Origin of the sequence: Mesorhizobium sp. M0830 (assembly GCF_040319965.1) — a bacterium.
Lineage (GTDB): Bacteria > Pseudomonadota > Alphaproteobacteria > Rhizobiales > Rhizobiaceae > Mesorhizobium.
In genome coordinates, this window is record NZ_JAMYOR010000094.1 from 1 (window position 1) to 18,126 (window position 18,126).

16 protein-coding genes and 10 pseudogenes are annotated in these 18,126 nt (G+C 59.9%); 10 read left to right on the top strand and 16 right to left on the bottom strand.

The genetic code is table 11. The annotated features are described in order from the left end of the window. Positions 1-286 precede the first annotated feature (286 nt). Positions 287-505: pseudogene (locus tag NKI20_RS31700) on the bottom strand (mechanosensitive ion channel family protein); the annotation flags it as partial. An 81-nt stretch (positions 506-586) separates the two neighbouring features. On the opposite strand from NKI20_RS31700, the gene NKI20_RS31705 reads away from it, so the two are divergent. Next, positions 587-1,297, top strand: a complete 711-nt coding sequence (locus tag NKI20_RS31705; RefSeq protein WP_023762587.1) for a pentapeptide repeat-containing protein — start codon at positions 587-589, stop codon at positions 1,295-1,297. A 506-nt stretch (positions 1,298-1,803) separates the two neighbouring features. Here NKI20_RS31705 and NKI20_RS31710 read toward each other — a convergent pair. From NKI20_RS31710 to tnpA, 4 genes are all read right to left on the bottom strand, one after another. Continuing rightward, a complete protein-coding gene (locus NKI20_RS31710; RefSeq protein WP_352837831.1) occupies positions 1,804-2,037 on the bottom strand; it encodes a hypothetical protein in 234 nt (77 codons plus the stop codon). A 2-nt stretch (positions 2,038-2,039) separates the two neighbouring features. Continuing rightward, positions 2,040-3,715 (bottom strand): IS66 family transposase gene (tnpC, locus tag NKI20_RS31715; protein ID WP_352837833.1). Its coding sequence is split into 2 segments (ribosomal slippage): positions 2,040-2,899 and positions 2,899-3,715, totalling 1,677 coding nucleotides; the frame shifts between segments, so codons are not numbered across the junction. 66 nt (positions 3,716-3,781) lie between these two features. Then, entirely contained in the window at positions 3,782-4,129 is a 348-nt protein-coding gene (gene tnpB / locus NKI20_RS31720; protein WP_127297977.1) for an IS66 family insertion sequence element accessory protein TnpB, read from the bottom strand. Beyond that, on the bottom strand, positions 4,126-4,479 hold the full coding sequence (tnpA, locus tag NKI20_RS31725; protein ID WP_286438114.1) for an IS66-like element accessory protein TnpA: 354 nt from the start codon (positions 4,477-4,479) through the stop codon (positions 4,126-4,128). The genes tnpB and tnpA overlap by 4 nt, the downstream gene beginning before the upstream one ends. 353 nt (positions 4,480-4,832) lie before the next feature. On the opposite strand from tnpA, the pseudogene NKI20_RS31730 reads away from it, so the two are divergent. The 3 pseudogenes from NKI20_RS31730 to NKI20_RS31740 form a co-directional block, all read left to right on the top strand. Continuing rightward, a pseudogene (locus tag NKI20_RS31730) lies at positions 4,833-5,135 on the top strand (transposase); the annotation flags it as partial. A 338-nt stretch (positions 5,136-5,473) separates the two neighbouring features. Further along, positions 5,474-5,735: pseudogene (locus NKI20_RS31735) on the top strand (transposase); the annotation flags it as partial. A 266-nt stretch (positions 5,736-6,001) separates the two neighbouring features. Continuing rightward, positions 6,002-6,797: pseudogene (locus NKI20_RS31740) on the top strand (IS91 family transposase). A 606-nt stretch (positions 6,798-7,403) separates the two neighbouring features. Here the strand turns inward: NKI20_RS31740 and NKI20_RS31745 are convergent. Then, on the bottom strand, positions 7,404-7,607 hold the full coding sequence (locus tag NKI20_RS31745) for a hypothetical protein (protein ID WP_023762539.1): 204 nt from the start codon (positions 7,605-7,607) through the stop codon (positions 7,404-7,406). A gap of 123 nt (positions 7,608-7,730) precedes the next feature. Beyond that, positions 7,731-7,997 (bottom strand): hypothetical protein, encoded by a 267-nt coding sequence (locus NKI20_RS31750; protein WP_352837835.1) that lies wholly within the window; start codon positions 7,995-7,997, stop codon positions 7,731-7,733. A gap of 843 nt (positions 7,998-8,840) precedes the next feature. Between NKI20_RS31750 and NKI20_RS31755 the strand changes: the two genes are divergently transcribed. Further along, a complete protein-coding gene (locus NKI20_RS31755; RefSeq protein ID WP_023762542.1) occupies positions 8,841-8,981 on the top strand; it encodes a YqaA family protein in 141 nt (46 codons plus the stop codon). A gap of 35 nt (positions 8,982-9,016) precedes the next feature. Here the strand turns inward: NKI20_RS31755 and NKI20_RS31760 are convergent. The 4 genes and pseudogenes from NKI20_RS31760 to NKI20_RS31775 all read right to left on the bottom strand — a co-directional run. Then, positions 9,017-9,213: pseudogene (locus NKI20_RS31760) on the bottom strand (DNA-binding protein); the annotation flags it as partial. A 425-nt stretch (positions 9,214-9,638) separates the two neighbouring features. Next, positions 9,639-9,949: pseudogene (locus NKI20_RS31765) on the bottom strand (NADH-quinone oxidoreductase subunit B family protein); the annotation flags it as partial. Between the two features lie 176 nt (positions 9,950-10,125). After that, on the bottom strand, positions 10,126-10,614 hold the full coding sequence (locus NKI20_RS31770) for a plasmid partitioning protein RepB C-terminal domain-containing protein (RefSeq protein ID WP_352837838.1): 489 nt from the start codon (positions 10,612-10,614) through the stop codon (positions 10,126-10,128). After that, positions 10,601-10,792 (bottom strand): annotated as a pseudogene (locus NKI20_RS31775) (transposase); the annotation flags it as partial. The gene NKI20_RS31770 and the pseudogene NKI20_RS31775, both read right to left, overlap by 14 nt. A gap of 324 nt (positions 10,793-11,116) precedes the next feature. Between NKI20_RS31775 and NKI20_RS31780 the strand changes: the two are divergent. The 3 genes from NKI20_RS31780 to NKI20_RS31790 all read left to right on the top strand — a co-directional run bounded on the left by NKI20_RS31780 (position 11,117) and on the right by NKI20_RS31790 (position 13,101). After that, positions 11,117-12,190, top strand: a complete 1,074-nt coding sequence (locus tag NKI20_RS31780) for a PDC sensor domain-containing protein (protein ID WP_352837840.1) — start codon at positions 11,117-11,119, stop codon at positions 12,188-12,190. Between the two features lie 94 nt (positions 12,191-12,284). After that, the gene (locus tag NKI20_RS31785; RefSeq protein ID WP_352837841.1) at positions 12,285-12,539 is read left to right on the top strand and encodes a PAS domain-containing protein; all 255 of its coding nucleotides are present in this window, start codon (positions 12,285-12,287) and stop codon (positions 12,537-12,539) included. Continuing rightward, complete coding sequence (locus tag NKI20_RS31790; RefSeq protein ID WP_352837843.1) at positions 12,454-13,101, top strand: sensor histidine kinase; 648 nt, start codon at positions 12,454-12,456, stop codon at positions 13,099-13,101. Before NKI20_RS31785 ends, NKI20_RS31790 begins: the two co-directional genes overlap by 86 nt. Before the next feature lie 86 nt (positions 13,102-13,187). Here NKI20_RS31790 and NKI20_RS31795 read toward each other — a convergent pair whose 3' ends face one another. Next, positions 13,188-13,700, bottom strand: coding sequence for a YciE/YciF ferroxidase family protein (locus NKI20_RS31795; protein WP_023762550.1), 513 nt, complete (start codon positions 13,698-13,700; stop codon positions 13,188-13,190). Positions 13,701-13,826: 126 nt separating this feature from the next. Between NKI20_RS31795 and NKI20_RS31800 the strand changes: the two are divergent. Together NKI20_RS31800 and NKI20_RS31805 are read left to right on the top strand one after the other, a co-directional pair. Beyond that, positions 13,827-14,213: pseudogene (locus NKI20_RS31800) on the top strand (helicase HerA-like domain-containing protein); the annotation flags it as partial. A 28-nt stretch (positions 14,214-14,241) separates the two neighbouring features. Continuing rightward, positions 14,242-14,580, top strand: a pseudogene (locus tag NKI20_RS31805) (hypothetical protein); the annotation flags it as partial. 41 nt (positions 14,581-14,621) lie between these two features. Here the strand turns inward: NKI20_RS31805 and NKI20_RS31810 are convergent. The 4 genes and pseudogenes from NKI20_RS31810 to NKI20_RS33860 form a co-directional block, all read right to left on the bottom strand. Further along, complete coding sequence (locus NKI20_RS31810; RefSeq protein WP_050589606.1) at positions 14,622-15,944, bottom strand: NRAMP family divalent metal transporter; 1,323 nt, start codon at positions 15,942-15,944, stop codon at positions 14,622-14,624. Positions 15,945-16,690: 746 nt separating this feature from the next. Beyond that, the gene (locus tag NKI20_RS31815; RefSeq protein WP_023762553.1) at positions 16,691-16,891 is read right to left on the bottom strand and encodes a DUF2905 domain-containing protein; all 201 of its coding nucleotides are present in this window, start codon (positions 16,889-16,891) and stop codon (positions 16,691-16,693) included. Between the two features lie 827 nt (positions 16,892-17,718). After that, positions 17,719-17,883, bottom strand: a complete 165-nt coding sequence (locus NKI20_RS33855; protein WP_502898181.1) for a transposase — start codon at positions 17,881-17,883, stop codon at positions 17,719-17,721. A gap of 9 nt (positions 17,884-17,892) precedes the next feature. Continuing rightward, positions 17,893-18,126 (bottom strand): annotated as a pseudogene (locus NKI20_RS33860) (transposase); the annotation flags it as partial.

An 18,126-nucleotide genomic window follows, 5' to 3' on the forward strand; every position in this document is an offset into this window, starting at 1 on the left:
TCCAGCGTACTTGTCGGGCCTATCGGTGTCCGTTCAACGGCGCAGACTACGCACCTCCGCGGCGAATGTGCAGTCGATACACGCATTGCGGGCAACTACCTAGGGATAGTCGTCACGGCGCGTCCACACCACGGGGGGAGTCGGTGGCCCGCCACCCCGTGATAGCCGCCACAGAGGATGCACTCGATGACCGCCGGTCCGAAAACTACACGTTGGCAGGCCGCGAGCAGCTGCATGTAGCCTGTAGAGGCTGACCGACTAGGTACCGTCAGGCGCGGGTTTGTCGCTAGCTCGCAACCTGCTTCATCTTAAGTAGTTGCTGCGCGGCGGCCGCGTTGTCGCCGCCAGCCGCCACATGCACGGTGGGAACGGCGAGCTTTATGCCGTTCTCGTCGAATGCCTTCTTGATCATCATGAACGCTCGCCGCTTGATGCCGAACTGAGTTCCCGGCTTGGTCATCAGCTTCATCCTGAGGTCGATCCCGGAGTCGCCAAAGCTGTCGATAGCGGGAAAAACGCCGTCGCTTTCGAGTGTCAGCAGATGTGGTAAGGTTGATTGTCGGCGAGTAGCAGAGGTCCAGCAACAATGAGACGAACCAGAGTTTACGGCGCATCCGGCTTGGTTCTAGCGGTTTGCACTGTATTTGCTTGGCAGAACGCCACTGCCGCTCAAAATTGCGACGCAGCCGCGACGCCTGGCGTCAATTGGCAGGACTGTGACAAAAAGCTTCTCATCCTAAAAGGACAGGACCTGAGCGGGGCGAACCTGTTCGGTGTTGATTTCACTTCGACCGACCTCAGGAACAGCAATCTCCGTGCGGCAAATTTTGAGAAGGCAACGCTTGTGCGTGCTTCCCTGGCCGACTCGACCGCCAAAGGCGCCCGGTTCGACAAAATCGAGGCTTACAGGACCGACTTCAGCCGAATGGACGCGCAGGGCGCTGTGTTTGCGAGCGCGGAAGTGCAGCGCTCGAATTTCCAGGACGCCAATCTGACCAATGTTGATTTCACAAAGGCGGAATTGGGGCGAGCGCAGTTCCATGAAGCCGATATCAGCGGCAGCCGCTTTTCGTTTGCCAATCTCGCGCGGGCGGACTTCCGAGGAGCGACGTTCACCGCGCCGATAGACTTTGACCGCGCTTTTTTCTTTCTGACCCGTATCGAGGGCCTCGATCTTTCCAATTCGGCGGGTCTGTCCCAGTGGCAGCTCAACATGGCTTGCGGAGACGCCCGGACCGAGTTGCCTTCTGGCTTGACGAGGCCTGAAGATTGGCCCTGTCAATTCCAGCAAGAATAGTTGTCGGCAAGCCGCCTATCACCGCAAGGACGCCGAGGAAGACGAAGACAGCGAGCCGCAACCCAGGCGCTTCATCATCGGAAGAGGTTAGGCACTAATTTAGGCACCGAATAAGGCGCTACTGAAAAGCGCTTTAAAAACAAATTGACAGGAAGGAAATTGGTGGGACAAGTGGAGCATAACAGCGAACTCTGAAAATGACTGGAAAATCAATGTCTTAATGTGTTTTCTTGGCACTGTTAGCGTTGTCAAAGAACGTACAAAGAAGATCATATCGCTCTACGAGAGCGGCCTGGGGCAGGGCCGGATTGCCAGGCTGATTGGAATAGGAGCAACTTCCGTCCATCGCGTTTTGGTCGCATCGGGCATCGAAAGACGCCCGACAGGTGGCCAGAAGAAACGACATTCATAGCGCTTCTACAGGAACGGTGCCTAGTTTGGGGTACGCATCCGGTGAAGACCGCAGACGTGCGTATCCGGCGGCCTTGAGCACCGCGGTGCTGAGGTCAAGCTTTCGATGGGGAGACGCGATGATATTCTTCGAGAAGGAGTTTGACCTCCTCGATGCCTTCATCGGCGAAGGCCAAGATTCCGCCGTCATCGTTGGCGCCGTACACCCAGATGACGCCGTCCTCGGGCTCGAGACCGAGGGTCAGTTCCTGGATGAGCGCTTCGCTGACGCCGAGGTCCCTGGCGACACGTTCGACGGTGTAGACGTGATGCACCTTATTGCGCTGCATGATCAGGCCGCCGCTGGTTGGGTCCGCAGTTGTGCGGATCTCCAATTCCACGGCAGCAAATCATCGATCCGATGAGCTGGGTGGGCTGCGATGCGCGCCAGGATATCGGCGAGCCAGGCCTGCGGGTCGATATCGTTCATCTTGGCGCTGACGATCAGGCTGTAGAGAACGGCAGCGCGCTGTCCGCCGCGATCGGAACCGCAGAACAGCCAGGACTTTCTGCCGAGAGCGATGCCGCGCAGGGCTCGCTCGGCTGCATTGTTCGATAGGCAGATCCGCCCGTCGTCGAGGAACCGGGCGAAGGATGACCAGCGGCGCAGCATGTAGTTGAAGGCCTTGGTCAGATCATGTCCGCGCGACAGCTTGTCGCGCGTCTCAATCATCCAGGTCTCGAGCTCGGTGACCAGCGGCACGCTCCGCTCCTGGCGCACGGCGTGGCGTTGGGCCGGCGACAGGCCGTTGATCGCGCGCTCGATATCGAACAGGGCATCGATGCGCTTCACGGCTTCGACCGCCAGCGGATAGACCAGGTTGGGCTTCTCGCCGTGCGCCTTCTTGCGCGCCGCCGCTTCGACATCGGCCAGCTCGAACACTTTGCGCCGGCTGTGGGCCCAGCAGCTGGCTTCCAGAATAGGCGCCGGCTGACGGGCCGCCGCATAGAGATCGCCATAACCGCCATAGGCATCGGCCTGCAGAATGCCGCTCCAGCCGGCGAGATGCGCCGCGGGATGTTCGCCTCGGCGATCGCGGGAATAATAGAACACCGCCGCCGGCGGATCGACACCGCCGAATGGTCGGTCATCACGCACATAGGTCCATAATCGGCCGGTATCGGTCTTGCCCTTGGCCAGGACCGGCACCTCGTATCGTCGCCGTGCAGACGTGACGCGGCCAGCACATGGGCTTCGAGTCGCTTGAACAGCGGCATCAGCGCCGCGGCGCCGGCGCCGACCTGGTCGGCGAGCGTCGACAGGCTGAACGGCACGCCTTCGCGGGCATAGCGTTCAGCCTGGCGGTTGAGCGGCTGATGCTGGCCGAATTTCTCGAACAGGATCATCGCCAGCAGGCCGGGACCGGCCCAGCCGCGTGGGGTGGCGTGGAACGGCGCCGGAGCCTGGCTGATCGCTTCGCAGTCGCGGCAGGTGAACTTCTCCCGCACGTGCTGGATCACTTTCCATTGCCGCGGCACCACCTCCAGGGTCTCGGTGATATCCTCACCCAGCCTGCGCAGCCGATGGCCGCCGCAGCAATGGCAAGCGGTCGGCGCCGGCTCGACCACGCGTTCGCGCGGCAGATGCTCGGGAAATGGCTGGCGCGCCGGTCGCTTGCGCATGTAAGGCGCCACCTCGGTGGTCCGGGCCGCGGCCTGTTCGGCGGCGATCTCGTCTTCCGTCGCCGTGCTCTCGAGTTCCTCGAAGGTGAGTTCCATCTGGTCGTGCAGGCGGGCTGAGCGTTCAGAACTCTGACCATGCAGCGCCCGCTGCAGCTTCCGGATCGTCAGATGCTGATGCGCGATCAGCGCCGCATCATCCGATGCCTTGGCCCTGGCGACCGCCAGTTCGGCCTCGACCAGCGCAGCGCGCGCGGCCTCGTCTTCGGCTCTGGCCAGCGCCGCGGTCAGCGCTGCTCTCAGCGCGCCAATATCGTCCGGAACAGCATCCTGGGCGGTGGCAACCATGCCCTGGAGTGAATCATAAAACGCGTCCGCTGACTCGCGGAAAATGGCGCAAACTCAAAGAAAAACTCAGCCCGCGCGCTGCGGACGGAACGTGTGAAGCGGGTTGCGCCAATCGATCCCGTCGAGCATGTAGGCGAGCTGCGCCGGTGATATGGAAACCGTGCCGTCCGCCGGCGACGGCCATAGGAACCGGCCCTTCTCGAGCCGCTTTGCATATAGCGACATGCCGAGCCCATCATGCCAGATAATCTTGATCAGATTGCCGCTGCGGCCGCGGAAGACATAAAGATCGCCGGCATGCGGATCCCGGCCCAACGTCTCCTGAACCTGCAGAGCGAGGCCCTGCATCCCGCGACGCATATCGGTCCGGCCGACCGCCAACCAGATCCGCACCTGGCTCGGGACCGGGATCATGAAACGCCCAGCGCCTTCACCATCGCCGCCGCCAGTGTCGGCGGCGTGGTCAACGGAATCCGCAGCCGCACCTTGCCGGCGATCTCCAGCTCGATCACCGCTGGTGGCGCCGCCGGCACCGAAGCGGCGACAGGCTCATCGGGAACCACGACAACTTCGGCAAAGCCCGTCTCGCGGGCTCTCATCGTGCGGCGCCACTTATAGATCAGGCTGGTCGCGACATCGTACTGGCGCGCTACCGCCGCCACTGTGGCCCCGGGCGCGAATGCCGCAGCCAGTATCCGGCACTGATCTTCTTCACTCCAACGACGACGACGCTCCGGCCCGGTCAATAATGTCACATGGCTCATGCTGTGCTGTTAACTTCGCTCGTAAGGACGACCTTAAGAGCGCAGCCTCGCTACCGTGCCATGCTCGCGCAAGGCGGCCCTCGCCGGAGGCGTACAGTTTGGGCAACCGAATTCAAAAGCGGCTCGAACCGAATGAGTCCTTTCCGCTGCCGCGCGGTGGATCGATTGCTTGTCTGCCGTCGCTAACCGGAGAAGCTGTTCCCACCTACGACAGCTTGATCGACGGTGGGGCCTATTGCTGCGCCTGGATCGGCTTGCGACAGATGACGCGACAGCAGCATCATTTGATCGGTGTGTAGATCTCGCCAGTTTTGGCCACACAACCAATCAGGCTGCCCTGCCGACCTGTTTTTCGGTATCCATTTTTTGCATCATCTTGGGTGGAGGACAACATCGAGGAGACGCTGAGCTTCTATCGGCTGCCGCTTGCCCATCATAAGCACATGAAATCGACCAACATGCTGGAGCGGCTGAACCAGGAGATCAAACGGCGCACCCTGGTCGTGCGCATCTTCCCCAACCCGCAGAGTTGCCTGCGGCTGGTTCGGGCGCTGGCGGTGGAGATCCACGAGAACTGGCTCGAGGCGACCCGCTATCTCAACATGGATCATCTGCGCGAGCACAAGAAGGAGAGCCTGAGGGCCTTGGCCGCCTGAGCACCGTCATGTGTCCGCCGCTCCGCCAAACACGGGAGCTGCGCGGCGGACACCGACGTCACAGCTACCGCCACGCCATTTTTGCAGAACTTGACGCACACAACTCTAGGGGTTCGCGGATCAGTCCGCGGTCGTCCCGTTGTCTTCGTTTGCGACGAGTGGTGGTTTTCGAGCTCGTGACGCGCGATCCCGACTTGCCATCACGTTGCCGACGATAGCAAAAGAGCGCCCTCAAACGGGCGCCGGCATTCTATCCCTTGTAACACCCACGCGTTGGCGACAGACCTTCGGGCGGTCGTGGACGCACTTCTCTACATCTCTACATCGGCTGACCGGCTGCCAGTGGCGGGCATTGCCGGACCGTTCCCGCCCGAGAAAAACTGTCGCAGGCTCTGGCCAATCTCGGCACATGGACCATCGAAATCATCAAGCGCTCCGACACGGCCAAGGGCTTTGAGGTGCCCGCCGCGACGACGGGTCGTCGAGCAAACTTTCGCCTGGCTGGGACGTTGTCGCCGGCAAGCCAAAGATTTCGAGGCGACCATCGCCAGCGCCGAGCGTGGTCTTCTCCGCCGCCATCGCGCCAACTTCGGTGCTTGATCGGCATTACAGCCAAAGGACATTGTTAGAGCGAAAAGCTGACATTTGCGTAGCAGGACGACAAAATGCCAGCATTTATCAAATTATCTCGTTAGCGCCAGCCTTGGCCTTAAATAATCCGAAGCGAAATTCCATCGCCGCGAAAACCAGCCCCCGTAGAGCGATTAGCATTTGCCTTCCAATCCGCATTTCTCATTTCTCCAAAGGTTGCACCACGAAGCCCTTTCACCATGCATCTGTTGTTCCGCCCAGCATCGCCATCAGCCATGCGGGCGGCGGCGCATCGCCGACGATTCGGCCGTAACCATGCCGGCCATCTCGGGCGTGTCGAGCGCCGGGTTATGGGCGCGGTGGAGGCGTGCCGGACCGCGGCCCTGGGCGGTCACGCCGAACACTGCGCCGACTGCGGTCTCGTGCGGCAAGCCTATAACTCCTGCCGCAACCGTCACTGCCCCAAGTGCCAGGGCCTAGCCCGCGCCCAGTGGCTGGCCGAGCGGCAGGCTGAGCTGCTGCCGGTCCCATACTTCAGCCAGCCTGGCCGACCCTGCCACTTTCTGCGCCCAACTGACTGGACTGAAGCGCATCGAATGGGTCGTCTACGCCAAGCCCCCGTTCGGCGGTCCCGAACAGGTCCTCGCCTATCTGGGCCGCTACACCCATCGCGTCGCCATCGCCAACAGCCGCCTCGTGAGCCTGGACCAGGGAAAGGTCAGCTTCCGCTGGAAGGACTATCGCCACCACGACAAGTCCAAACACAAGCTCATGACCTTAAGCGCCGACGAGTTCATCCGGCGCTTCCTGCTGCACGCTCTTCCAGACGGATTCCATCGCATCCGCCATTACGGCCTCCTCGCCAACGGCCACCGCGTCGCCAAGCTCGCCCAGTGCCGTCTTCTTCTGGCGGCGCCCACGCCGCCGACGCCGGACCCGACCGCCGACTATCGCCAGCGTTACCGCTGTCTCACAGGGCACTCCCTGGACATCTGTCCGGGCTGCGGCGGCGCCATGGCCTCGCTCGGCCCGATCCCGCGCAAGGCCCCGACCTGGCCAGACACCTCATGACACGCTGCGCACCGACACGCTCGCACCGTCCATCCCGGCGTCTGCTACAGTCGCCGAAGGGCCTTTGCGCGCCGCTAGTCAAAGTCGCAGCCTGGCTGTCGCCAGCAACGCTACACCTCAGCGTCAACGACCCAATGGCGCCGTCTCTCGCGTCGCAGATGGTCCTGCATCGCGACGACGGGCGACCGCCTAAGAGCGATCGGCGAGCCCGCTCCGGCGCCTCGGACACACTGTCGAGCCCTAAATCCCCATAGCCCGCCCGCCATCCCGCGGTTCAGTTCAATCAGGCTTCAATGTAGTCGCGACCCGTGCGTGCCCGCCCAATCGCGCCCGCGACTACACAGAACCCTCCAGAATCTCAACAGGCCTTAGGCCGTTTTTTCATTGCCTTGGATCCCCACCCGGCGGCAAGAGCCATTCTCGCGCAACGGGAGGTTCAATAGGGACCTTGATTCCTGCACGCCTTACTATGGGTGGATAGCGGTGACGAACGGTTGCACCCCCTAAGAACAGGACTGAAACCGCCTTTGGCACACACCGCTGGTTCCAGCCAATCAGGCGTGCGAATGAAACAGATCAAGCCCTGAACCGCGCTTGGGCTTTGAACTACCCGTAACGGCCCTCAAGCGCGCTTGCGATTCGCTCGCACAGCAGCTCGCCCGTGCTGATCTCCAGGTGGAGACGAAGTCGCGTTCCTTCCGCATCAATCATTGTGATTACGACGCCATGATCGCTGTAACCGGCCAAATCAAGAACGTCGCGAAGAATGAAGTCTTGGGTTTCATCGGCCCAATAGGGATTCTTCATCATTCCTCTCCTTGGCTGGCAGACAGCGATATAGGCATTCGAAGGGTGGCGGCTTTCCTACAATCATCGTACTTTTAAGTGGCTATGCTCTGGCTCGGCCTTGGCTCTGCGCTAATGGTGATGTTGCTAGCTGCGCCGGCATTTACCGTGACATTGCGGCCTCATCGCGTACCCGGCCATCTCGCCTGTGGGCTCCACCTTGTTTGCGGACTTCGTCTGCTTTGGCGCCGAAAGGGAAAGGCCGTGGAACTTTCGGCTGACTCCGCCCAGCACCGGGCTGATCAGAAATGACATGGACGCAATAGCCGAATTGCGATCCCAGTCATCGTGCATCTTCAGAACGGCGACGGTGATCGTCATTTCATCATCGGCGTCGATAATTTCCCGAGCCATTCCAGCCATTCCATAAGTCTGGTGCGGGCATTGGGTTCGTCAAGTGGTGGCTAATGTAGGTGCAAATACGCTTGCGCGGATAACCCCAAGATATCAAATTCGAATAGCCCTGCGTCCTTGAGGATGTGGACTGCAGGAGGTATCGCGGCCATGTGCGCTAAACCACGCGATATGTGAAAATCGCCAAGCTTCCACAGCAGCCAAACGGCCTAACACGCCGACGTCACAGCTACCGCCACGCCATTTTTGCAGAACTTGACGCACACAACTTATGGACGTCCCTCTGGCAAGGTCGAAATCTCTCGCAATGCAGATACTCAGAACGTCCTCCGCATTGCCGGACGGTGCCTTTTTGAAGCGAAACAACGTGGGCGGAACCGCGTGTCGTTCGAATATGAGCCAACCAGGTTGCAAGACGCAGAAGAGCGAAAGACACGCCGCAGATTCGAATGAACCCCTGCCGATGAGCCGCGCTAGCAGACGCCAAAAAATGATGGCAGTCGAGTTGGCATGGCTGGTGCATAGCTGGTGCATGTCACCAGGCGGCTCAGGCGATTCCCTTCGCCTTCCGGTCTCTCAAGTCATCGGCCTCTGTTGGCTTCAGCCTCACGACTAGCACACCGTCAAGAGTAGCCGGCTGTCCGGTGAAGACGTCAGTGATCGACTAGAGACCACTATGTGCACTATGTGCTCGCTGCATGTCGTAGCGCTTAGTCATCGATTCAATATACGTCGAATGTGGCCGGTGGGACCAGGCGCTGGTTCCCTATAACTCCTGAGCGCTATGAGTAGGCAAGCGGGACGTTCCGACGCTTTGGCGAATGGACGCTGCTGTTTGCCTGGATGCCGGTTGTTGGAGATGCCTTCACCATTGCGGCAGGCGCGGCACGCGTGGATCTCTGGGTGTTCGTTGCTCTTGTCGCAATGGGCAAGGCCGCACGCTATGCGGCGGTCGTTGCGGGAGGACTGTGGGCGATCACGTGAGTTGCCGTCCTCATCGGTACCGCAAGCAGCGCTTTCTATACGCGCGAGGCACGGCAGATCACGATATTCTTTCGATCCCATGCATCGAGCTCCTCAAGGCGATATAGCACTGCCTTGCCGATCTTGATGTAGGTCGGCCCGATTTTCATCGCGCGCCAATTGCGGAGTGTTCCGACGGAAACACCCCGCGATAGCGCCCTGAGACTTCTTCGTCCGTGAGAAATTTTCTTTCTTACATTAGATGCCTCAACATGCATCGTCGACCGGTTCGGTTCGACGACCGTCAGTTGTTGCGAGCGGAGCCGACCGGAGTGCCGTGGCGTTACTTCAGGCACGCACCGCAACTGTCGAACACGCTCTTGTACGGACACAGTGAGGCGCGTTTTTCGATGAAGGGAAGAGGCTGAATACGATGATCGTAGCCTCGGATAGCTTCGGATAGAAATCGGATGGTTGCTGTAGCCACCCAGCAAAAATAGTCCGAGCCGCGTCAAACCAATTGATATGCCGAAAGTCGCTGCTGTCGATCTTGGATGTCGCCTTCACCTCGATCAATGCCACCAAGCGGCCCGGCGCTTCCGCAAGGGTATGCTTTGGACACATGACACATGCAGCGACAAGGCCGGCCTGGATAAGCCTCCCCATCGATATTCAGCCTCATGGATCACGCTTTGAATTCACGCCCTCAAGCAAGGCGAGCAGGCCTGTCAGAATTTCGATTGGCGCTGGCGGGCACCCCGGAATGTGCAGGTCGACAGGCAGAGCCTCCGACACGCCGCGCATCACGGCATAGCTGCCAGCGAAACAGCCGCCGTTGCTGGCACAATGTCCGAGTGCGAGGCGACCACCCATTGGGGATTGGGAGTTGCGTCGTAGGTTCGCTTCAGTGCCTCTCGCATATTCTTGGTCACGGGCCCGGTGACGAGCAGTACATCGGCATGGCGCGGCGATGCGACGAACCGGATTCCATGACCGCCGCGGGTGTTCCATCCTGTCGGGCAGGAATTGGAAACCATCCGGTTCCGGCGGCTGGTCGAAATCAAAGCGCGTGATCTGGAAAGATTAGTAAGCCATGTAGTGTTGGCGCGTCAAAAGGAAATCCGGTAGTGCGCCGAGCGGCTGTGGAGCCGGCCCGCTCCCCCACCTATTTGAGGAAGAGCACCGACAGATTGTGAAACTCTTCAAAATGGCCAGGAAAATTGCGCGCCAGATACCGCACCACCTTGGAATTATCCATCAGCCGTTCAAAATAGCGGCTGGCTGCGACAAGCTCCCCACTTGGCCACGCTGTTCCACGGCGCTTAGAGCCGCAAGGGCTCAGCCTGCCCAGCTCGAGCGCCATCGCGCCTCGCATGCCTCCAGTCAGGTTGGCGATCGTGGTGGGATGGAAATCCTTGGACAGCAGGGCTTGTGGTGTAAGAGCGATGAGCATCCTTGCGTAGGTGAGCCTGACCCGGTCCATTGCCACCATCAGGCGGGCAATCTCCAATCGCCTGGCTGAAAGCACCTTCTGGAGCAACCCGAAAATCTTTGTTTTCACTGGGCTGTCCCGAAGCACGTCGAACACGTCCGGGCAAACTCCGCTAACAGGTTCCCGGTTTTCACCTATGTCGGAAGCAGGATCGCGCGCCATGAACAAAGATCTTGCGGACGTGACGGTTCCCACGCTTGCTGATGCCGAGGAGTTTCTGCTTGCCTTCGGTCGAGTGTTCCCGCGGGACAAGGCCCAGCCATGCAGCCAGATCGCGGGCCTTCTGAAACTGACGTCCGTTGCCGACGACCGCAAGAAGGGCCGTGGCGCCCAAGGTTCCGCGATCTCTACGACAATTAAATCTTATCCAGCTGATGGAATCGGAGACAAGCTTCTCCATTCGCTGTGCCACACAGCCGGAACCCGGAGGACAAGGGGTCGCGGCGGCCGCTCATTGAGGAATGCATCAGACAAACGTATTGCTGAGCCGATATGGCCCAGACCGGATAAAACACGGATGCCGGCGCGATTCGTCGGCGTCGCTCCGCCCCAAATTGCCGCGCCATATTCGCTTGAACTAAAGCTTGCCGTTCGGAGCTCGCCGATTCTGGTTGGCGGATCCTGAGGGGCATGAGGTAGAGGCTTGCAACGACGGTCCGTTCGATTGCACCTGCTCGGATCGATCGCAGCCGCGATCGTCCCGGTCTGGCTGTTCGCGGCCTATTTGCTGGTGCAATACGCTCTGCATGAGGGATACCGTTTCGAACAGGATGCCGTGCAAACGGCCAGGCAGGTTTCGCTCGTTGTCGAAGGTGAACTCGTCAATCTTCAGACAATCCTCAATGGCTTGTCGAAATCGGCCGCCCTTGCCAACGGTGATCTGCAAACCGGTCACCGAGAGGCGCTCAATCTGGTCCGGGCAACGGACCGAGTCGTCGTCCTGAGAGATCTCGGTCACACTCAGCTGATGAACACCGGGATTGGCTACGGCAGCAATCTGCCGCCGGTCGACCCCATAGCTGATCACGATCGCGAAAGAATCAGGACCTCCGGATTTTTCGTCAGTGATGTCTTCGCCGCCCTGGGTTCGAGTAACTACCGCGTTCAAATTGCGATCCGAGTGCCAGCGCCCAAAGGCGAGGACCTGATTCTTTCGATCTCTGTCCCAACGACCCGCATCCGCAATGTGATGATGCCAGCCGTGCCCGAGGGCTGGACGGTCGGGGTTGGAGATCGTGACGGACATTTTGTGGCACGCTCCAAGTTGCACGAAGAGATGAGCGGTAAACCCGGACTGCCGGAATATGTGGAGAAAGTCGTTGGCCGCTCCGGCAGCTTTACATCCCGCAATCTCGAAGGAACCAAGCTGCTAGCCGGCTTTTACAGGTCCTCTTACTCGGATTGGTTTTATACCGCCAACCTGCCGCTTTCGGTAGCGCAGGCCCCGCTCTGGCGCTCGCTCGCCGCGATTAGCGGCATAGGCCTCTTGTCCCTCCTTGTATCGATTGCGCTCGGATACACAGTCGGCAGACAATTCACGGGTGCCACCGCCGATCTAGCCGCACGCGCTGAGGCGCTCGGGCAGCAGCGCAAGGTCGAGCCGCTATACACCTCGGTTAAGGAGTTTGCCGCCATCGCCGAGGCGCGCTGGTTGAGGCGGAGCGGGCCATCACCGAACGCCGAACGGAGCTGGAAACTGTGTTGGATACGGTACCGGCGGGGGTCTGGTTCACCCTGACCCGAAAGCGCTCCAGGCGATCCGTAACCGCTTCGCGGCGGAACTCATGGGTTTGCCGACTGACGGCGCAAAATCCTTTGGCAGACCGCAGCACGTGATCGACACGATCGCGGTCAAGGATGGCCATATCATCAGCCGAGAGGACCGGCCGCTAAGCCGGGCAATGCGTGGAGAACTGGTCGACCACGAAGAGTTCGCCTACACGCTTCCGTCTGGCGTCGAGCGTTTTCTGCTATCCAGCGCGCGGCCTATTCGCAATCCAGATGGCGCGATCGTTGGAGCTGTGCAAATCAGCCTCGACATCACCGACCGCAAACGCGGCGAAGAGCAACGCAAATTGCTGCAATGAGCTCAACCACCGCGTCAAGAACACGCTTGCTGTCGTCCAATCAATCGCGGGCCAGACAATCCGCAACGCAACCAGTCTATCGGAGGCAGGAAAGATGCTGTCCAGCCGGCTCGTCTCGCTGGCAAAGGCACATGACTTACTAACGCAGCGGAACTGGAGCGGCGCAGATCTCAATGATCTTGTTTTGGCATCGGTCACGCCGCACGCGCCGGTCGAACGCTTTCAGATCGGCGGCGAGACGGTGTGGCTCCCATCCAACATTGCCCTTTCAGCAGCTTTGGCGTTCCATGAGCTGACGACCAACGCGATTAAATACGGGTCGCTGTCGAATGCGACGGGAAGCGTTTCGATCCATTGGAAGCTTGTCGGCAAGGGCCAGCATCGCCGGCTCGAGCTCGAATGGCGCGAAGTTGGAGGTCCGCCTGTTGGTCCTGGTGGGCGCAAAGGCTTCGGCACGCAGCTTCTGGAGCGCGTGTTTGATTTCAATAAGTCAGATCGCGTCGTACTCAATTTTGAGAAGTCGGGGCTGATCTGCGAGTTCCGGCTGACCTTGCCTCACTGAAATGGCGGTGTCGCGGCTGGCCGAACGGCGCAGCCCAAGGAGGCGCTCGGGGTTCATGGTTGCGGCTGAGGCGCTTCACAATCGCGTTATGCGGCTTCGGCCGCCATGTTGACCGTCGATTCAGCGAGTTGGGTCAGCGCCTCGTCGGTCGCCTTCTCTTCTCCCAGCGTGAGTTTGAGGAGCGATACCGCTTCATCGAGCCCGAGTTCGGAAGCCCAGGTTAACAAAGTCCCGTAGCGGGAGATTTCGTAGTGCTCGACAGCCTGCGCTGCGGCCAGCAGCCCGGCATCCAAGGCAGCTGCGCCCTTGTACTCTTCCATGATTTCTGCGCCCTCCTCGGTCATCCCGACGATGGCCGCGCAGGTCTTGCCCTGCGGCTTCTTGCCGATCACTTCGAACACCTCTTCGAGGCGGGCAACGTGTTCCTTCGTTTCGCCGCGGTGCTTTTCGAACGCCGCCTTCAAATCTGGGCTTTGCACCGCTTTGGCCATTTTCGGCAAAGTCGCAAGAATCTTCTTTTCGGCAAAATAAATGTCCTTCAGCGTACCGTGGAAAAGTTCGGTCAAACCTTTGGTCGAGGCCTTATTCGTAGTTGCCATGGTGTTTTCTCCCGTTCTCGCCTCGGAACGAGGCAGGAATGCAACTCAATGTGCGGCAAGTTGTTCCCGTTCTTTGTGAGTGGCCTGCATTCATTCTAATCTAGGCCAAGGGCGCTCGATGTCTGAATGGTCGAGATTCCCGGCGTGTCAAACTCGTCCGCTCAGATAGCACCAATAGGGCATGGATTTCATAAGTTAACTCTTAAGGCCGGCGTACGGAGCGCTCGCCTCCTACCTGACAGCCGCCTCTGCCATTCGAACGAACATCGTGATCTGCCGTGCGCCAAACCGACATGCCGTGCGAACCGCAATGCAGGGCCGGCGATCGCCTATTCGGCGAGCCGCCGTTCGATATCGCCGATTTCACGGCGCTCGACGCGCAGGGCAGGGAACCACAAGCTCTTGCATGCGGACAAGCTACTCGAAGCGCTAAAGCTCTTGCTGCTTTGGCTGCTGACCGCACCCTTCCGCAAGTTGCCGGACGCCGGCGATCTCGCGAAGCCCAAGCTAGTTCTTCTCGACGAGGCGCACCTGCTGTCCAAGGGCGCGCCGAAGCGGCTGCCCGACGCACTGGACCGCCGACATGATGGCGGCCACGGCCGGCATCAAGCCGAGTTCGGTGCGTTGCATGTGGAAGGCGAACGGGCTGCAGCCCAACCGCTGGCGCCAGTTCAAGCGTCTCAAGCGATCCGCGGTTTGTGGACCAACTGCGTGACGTCGTCGGCTCAATGTTGATGCGCCTGCTCAATGCGATCGACGCCGAAGTGCCGGCCGGCGAGGAGGCTTCATCTTCCACTTCACACCGATCTCGTGCTAGTGGCTCAACACGGTCGAGGGCTTCTTCGCAAAATTGTCGAAGCTTCGCCTAAACCGAGGCGTTCGATGGACCACGCGCGACAATAAGGTCATCCCCACTCCTTCCTATCTGAAAATGAACATAGCGGCGGTTGCGCCGGCCATGATCGCGGTGACGGTCCATCCGAGAATACGCTGGCCAATCGTGGCCACGAACCGACCCATCTCGTGCCTGCGCGAAGCTACGATCATCATCGCCGCCATGATGGGCACGGAAATCACGCCATTGATGACAGCGGTCCAGAACAGGGCCTTGATCGGATCGATCGGCGAATAGTCGACAGCGATGCCGAGTACCGTCGCCAACCCGATCACCGTGTAGAAACCCACTGCTTGCCACGGCTTGTTCTCGAGACCGGTCTTCCAGCCTCGGGATTCGCCGACGGCGTAAGCGGCCGAGCCCGCCAAAACCGGGATGGCAAGAAGACCGGTGCCGATGATGCCAAGACTGAAGAGCATGAATGCGAATTCGCCAGCTACCGGCCGCAACGCGTCGGCGGCATCGGCGGCAGTCTGGATATCGGTCATGCCACTGGCGTGCAGTGTGACGGCGGTCGTCAGGATGATGAAGAAGGCGATCAGGTTGGAGAAACCCATGCCGGCATAGGTGTCCCACTGGATTCGACCCAGCTCGTAGGTTGCTTGAGAGGGCTTTCTTAGGAGTGGCTTAGCAGCGTCCGCCTCTTCATCCTCCACCTCCTCCGATGCCTGCCAGAAGAAGAGATAAGGGCTGATGGTGGTGCCGATGATCGCCACCACCATCGTGATCATATCCCCGGTCAAGCTGAGCTGGGGCACAAACGTACGTAGGGCAACATCGCCCCAATCAATATGAATGGTAAAAATAACACCGACATAGGCGAACAACACTAGCGTCAGCCATTTCAGGTAGCGGACATACCGGTGATACGGAATGAACAGCTGTGCGACCAGCGAGACGACGGCAAATCCAACGGTGAAAGTGTGCTGGCCCCAGCCAAGCACCAGTTTTGCAGCCGCACCCATCGCCGCCAGATCGGCCCCGATATTGATCGTGTTGGCGATGAATAGAAGCGTCACCAGGATCATGACGATCCAAGCCGGAAAGACGCGGCCCATATTGGCGGCAAGCCCATGTCCGGTGACGCGGCCGATCCGGGCGCTGATCATCTGAATGGCGCACATCAGCGGATAGGTGAAGACCATGCTCCAAAGCATGTTCATGCCGAACTGTGCGCCAGCTTGCGAATAGGTGGCGATGCCGCTGGGATCGTCGTCGGCGGCTCCGGTGATGAGCCCTGGCCCCAGCCGCTCTATCAGGGTGGCCCGGCGTAACCGATGCACAACGGGTCGACGCAATTTTGAGCTGGAAGACGGCTTTGCTTCAGTAGTCACCGGCCAACTCTCCATCCCGATCAGAAAAGTGAAGTCGACGGGAATTCTTTCGTGATCATGCCAGCTTCCATAAGACGAGAAGAGACGGGAAAAGAGTAGCGATCGCTTCATCCCAATAGGTGAGTGTCGGTGCGTGAAATGGCGTCTTCCGAACTACCGCAATACCAACGTCCAATAAGGCGGCGAGAAACAGCAAGTTGACCAGCGTTCGGCCAAATTCCCACAGCCAATGCGCCGACGCGAGGCATACGAAAGGCGAGCTTAAGCAGGAAGCGCGTCAAAACATATCGACTTGCCGGATCCGGTAAAGTTCGCATTGCTTCCAACAGAGGCCTTGCCGAGATTTCGCTGGGGCAAGGTAAATAACCTTCCTACCAACGCAACGGTTCCGATCGCCGCTGGGGACAGCGTGGCTGGAATCTGCGCAAGCGACACTACGCATGGGCATTGCGGCGTGTCGCCGTTGGTGACCGCAGCGACGCCGCCAATCGCAGCCCTCGCGCCGGTCCAGCTCGGAAGGGCCATACCGGCGCGCTGCATGACGTATTGGGTAACGTGGCGGCAACGGTCACGAACACGAGCCGCTGAGCACGCGGGCCAGTTGGCGCGCACGCCGCGACTTTGCGCCAGTGCGCTTTCGCCACTGGTCGGGCCGATTGTCGTAGCAAGATTTGTCCACCGCCCCCAGCTCCTCGGGGACAGAATGCGAGCATTGCGAGGAAGGGTCCAGGTGGAGGGCGGCTGTAGACCCAAGTATCCCGCTACCGGTTGATCAGCCACAGAATAATCGAGAGCACGACGCTGATAACTATCCCGGTGGCGATCGGAGCATAAAACGCGAAGTTTTCACGCTCGATGACGATGTCACCAGGCAGCCTGCCAAGGCCGATCCGCGACAACCACGGCCACAGTAAGCCTACGGCCACTATGATGAGGCCAACAACAATCAGGGCTCGTGACATAGCATCGTCCTGCCAGAGATATAGTGGCACCGGATCTCACCGGTAGGTTAAGGATTTCTGCGATGAGAGGTAGTGCGCTCCGCTGGTACCCGCTCGCCCGCATGGTCGCGCGAGGCAGAGAAGTTCCACAGTCAGACCTTTTCAGATCGTGTTATACGAGTGGCTGGAAACTAACGGTTACCGGCGGTCCGGACAATCGACTAAGATAGCGAGACAGACTGCTTCCCTTTTCACTTGGGGGCGGTTAGACGGCCTTCAACGGGCAGATCACACCTCATTGGATGCGCGCACGGCGTGTCGGTCTGGCGCACGGCAGATCACGATATTCTTTCGATCCCATGCCTCGAGCTCCTCAAGGCCCGATTATCATCGCGCGCCAATTGCGGAGTGTTCCGACGGAAACATCCCCGCGCGCCCTGAGACTTCTTCGTCCGTGAGAAATTTCTTTCTTCCATTAGATGCCTCAACATGCATCGTCGACCGGTTCGGTTCGACGACCGTCAGCTATTGCGAGCGGAGCCGACCGGAGTGCCGTGGGCCACTTCAGGCACGCACCGCAACTGCCAACCGCAAGACCCGAGCCGTCCTATTTGGACGGAACGGGAACGTCGAGTTCAGTCGGGCGGTCCGGCTGTCTTTTTAGCGGCTTCATCTTGGATCCTCATGGACTTCGATCGATCCAACAGTACGCCTTCACCTTAGAAACCGGCGCCGCCTCTTTGGATGGGCTTCGCGACTTAGGCGCACCGCCCCCGGCCTCGGATTGACGCGCGACTCTTTCGCTGCAAAGGTGTATTAACGACTTGTTTACCAAACGTCAGTCACGGCTAAGAATTGACACATTCGCGCTGGAAGGGACAGGCGGAGTTCATGGCCAGCTTGATGCGGCGTACCGAGACGCTGACCAGGGCGCCGATCTTGAACAGCTTGAGACGGATGGTGGCGCAGCTCGCCCTGGCGAGCCGTGTGTCCACCAGGCCGATGCGGCGCAACGCGCAAAAATCTTCATAGCCAAGCGCGAGCGCGAAGATGCGCTGGCCGACAAGCGTCTTCACCTCATGCTCGATCAATGCCGGACGGCGGGCATCCACGAAGCAGCGGGCAAAGCGGCCGACCAGCCCGATCGCCCGGTCCGTCAGCCCCAGCAGAAGCGCGCCGGCGTCGGAGGTGATCGTTCCACCGTCAAAACCGGCCACGACGGCACGCCTTTCAACAGGTGCAAAATCAAACCGTTC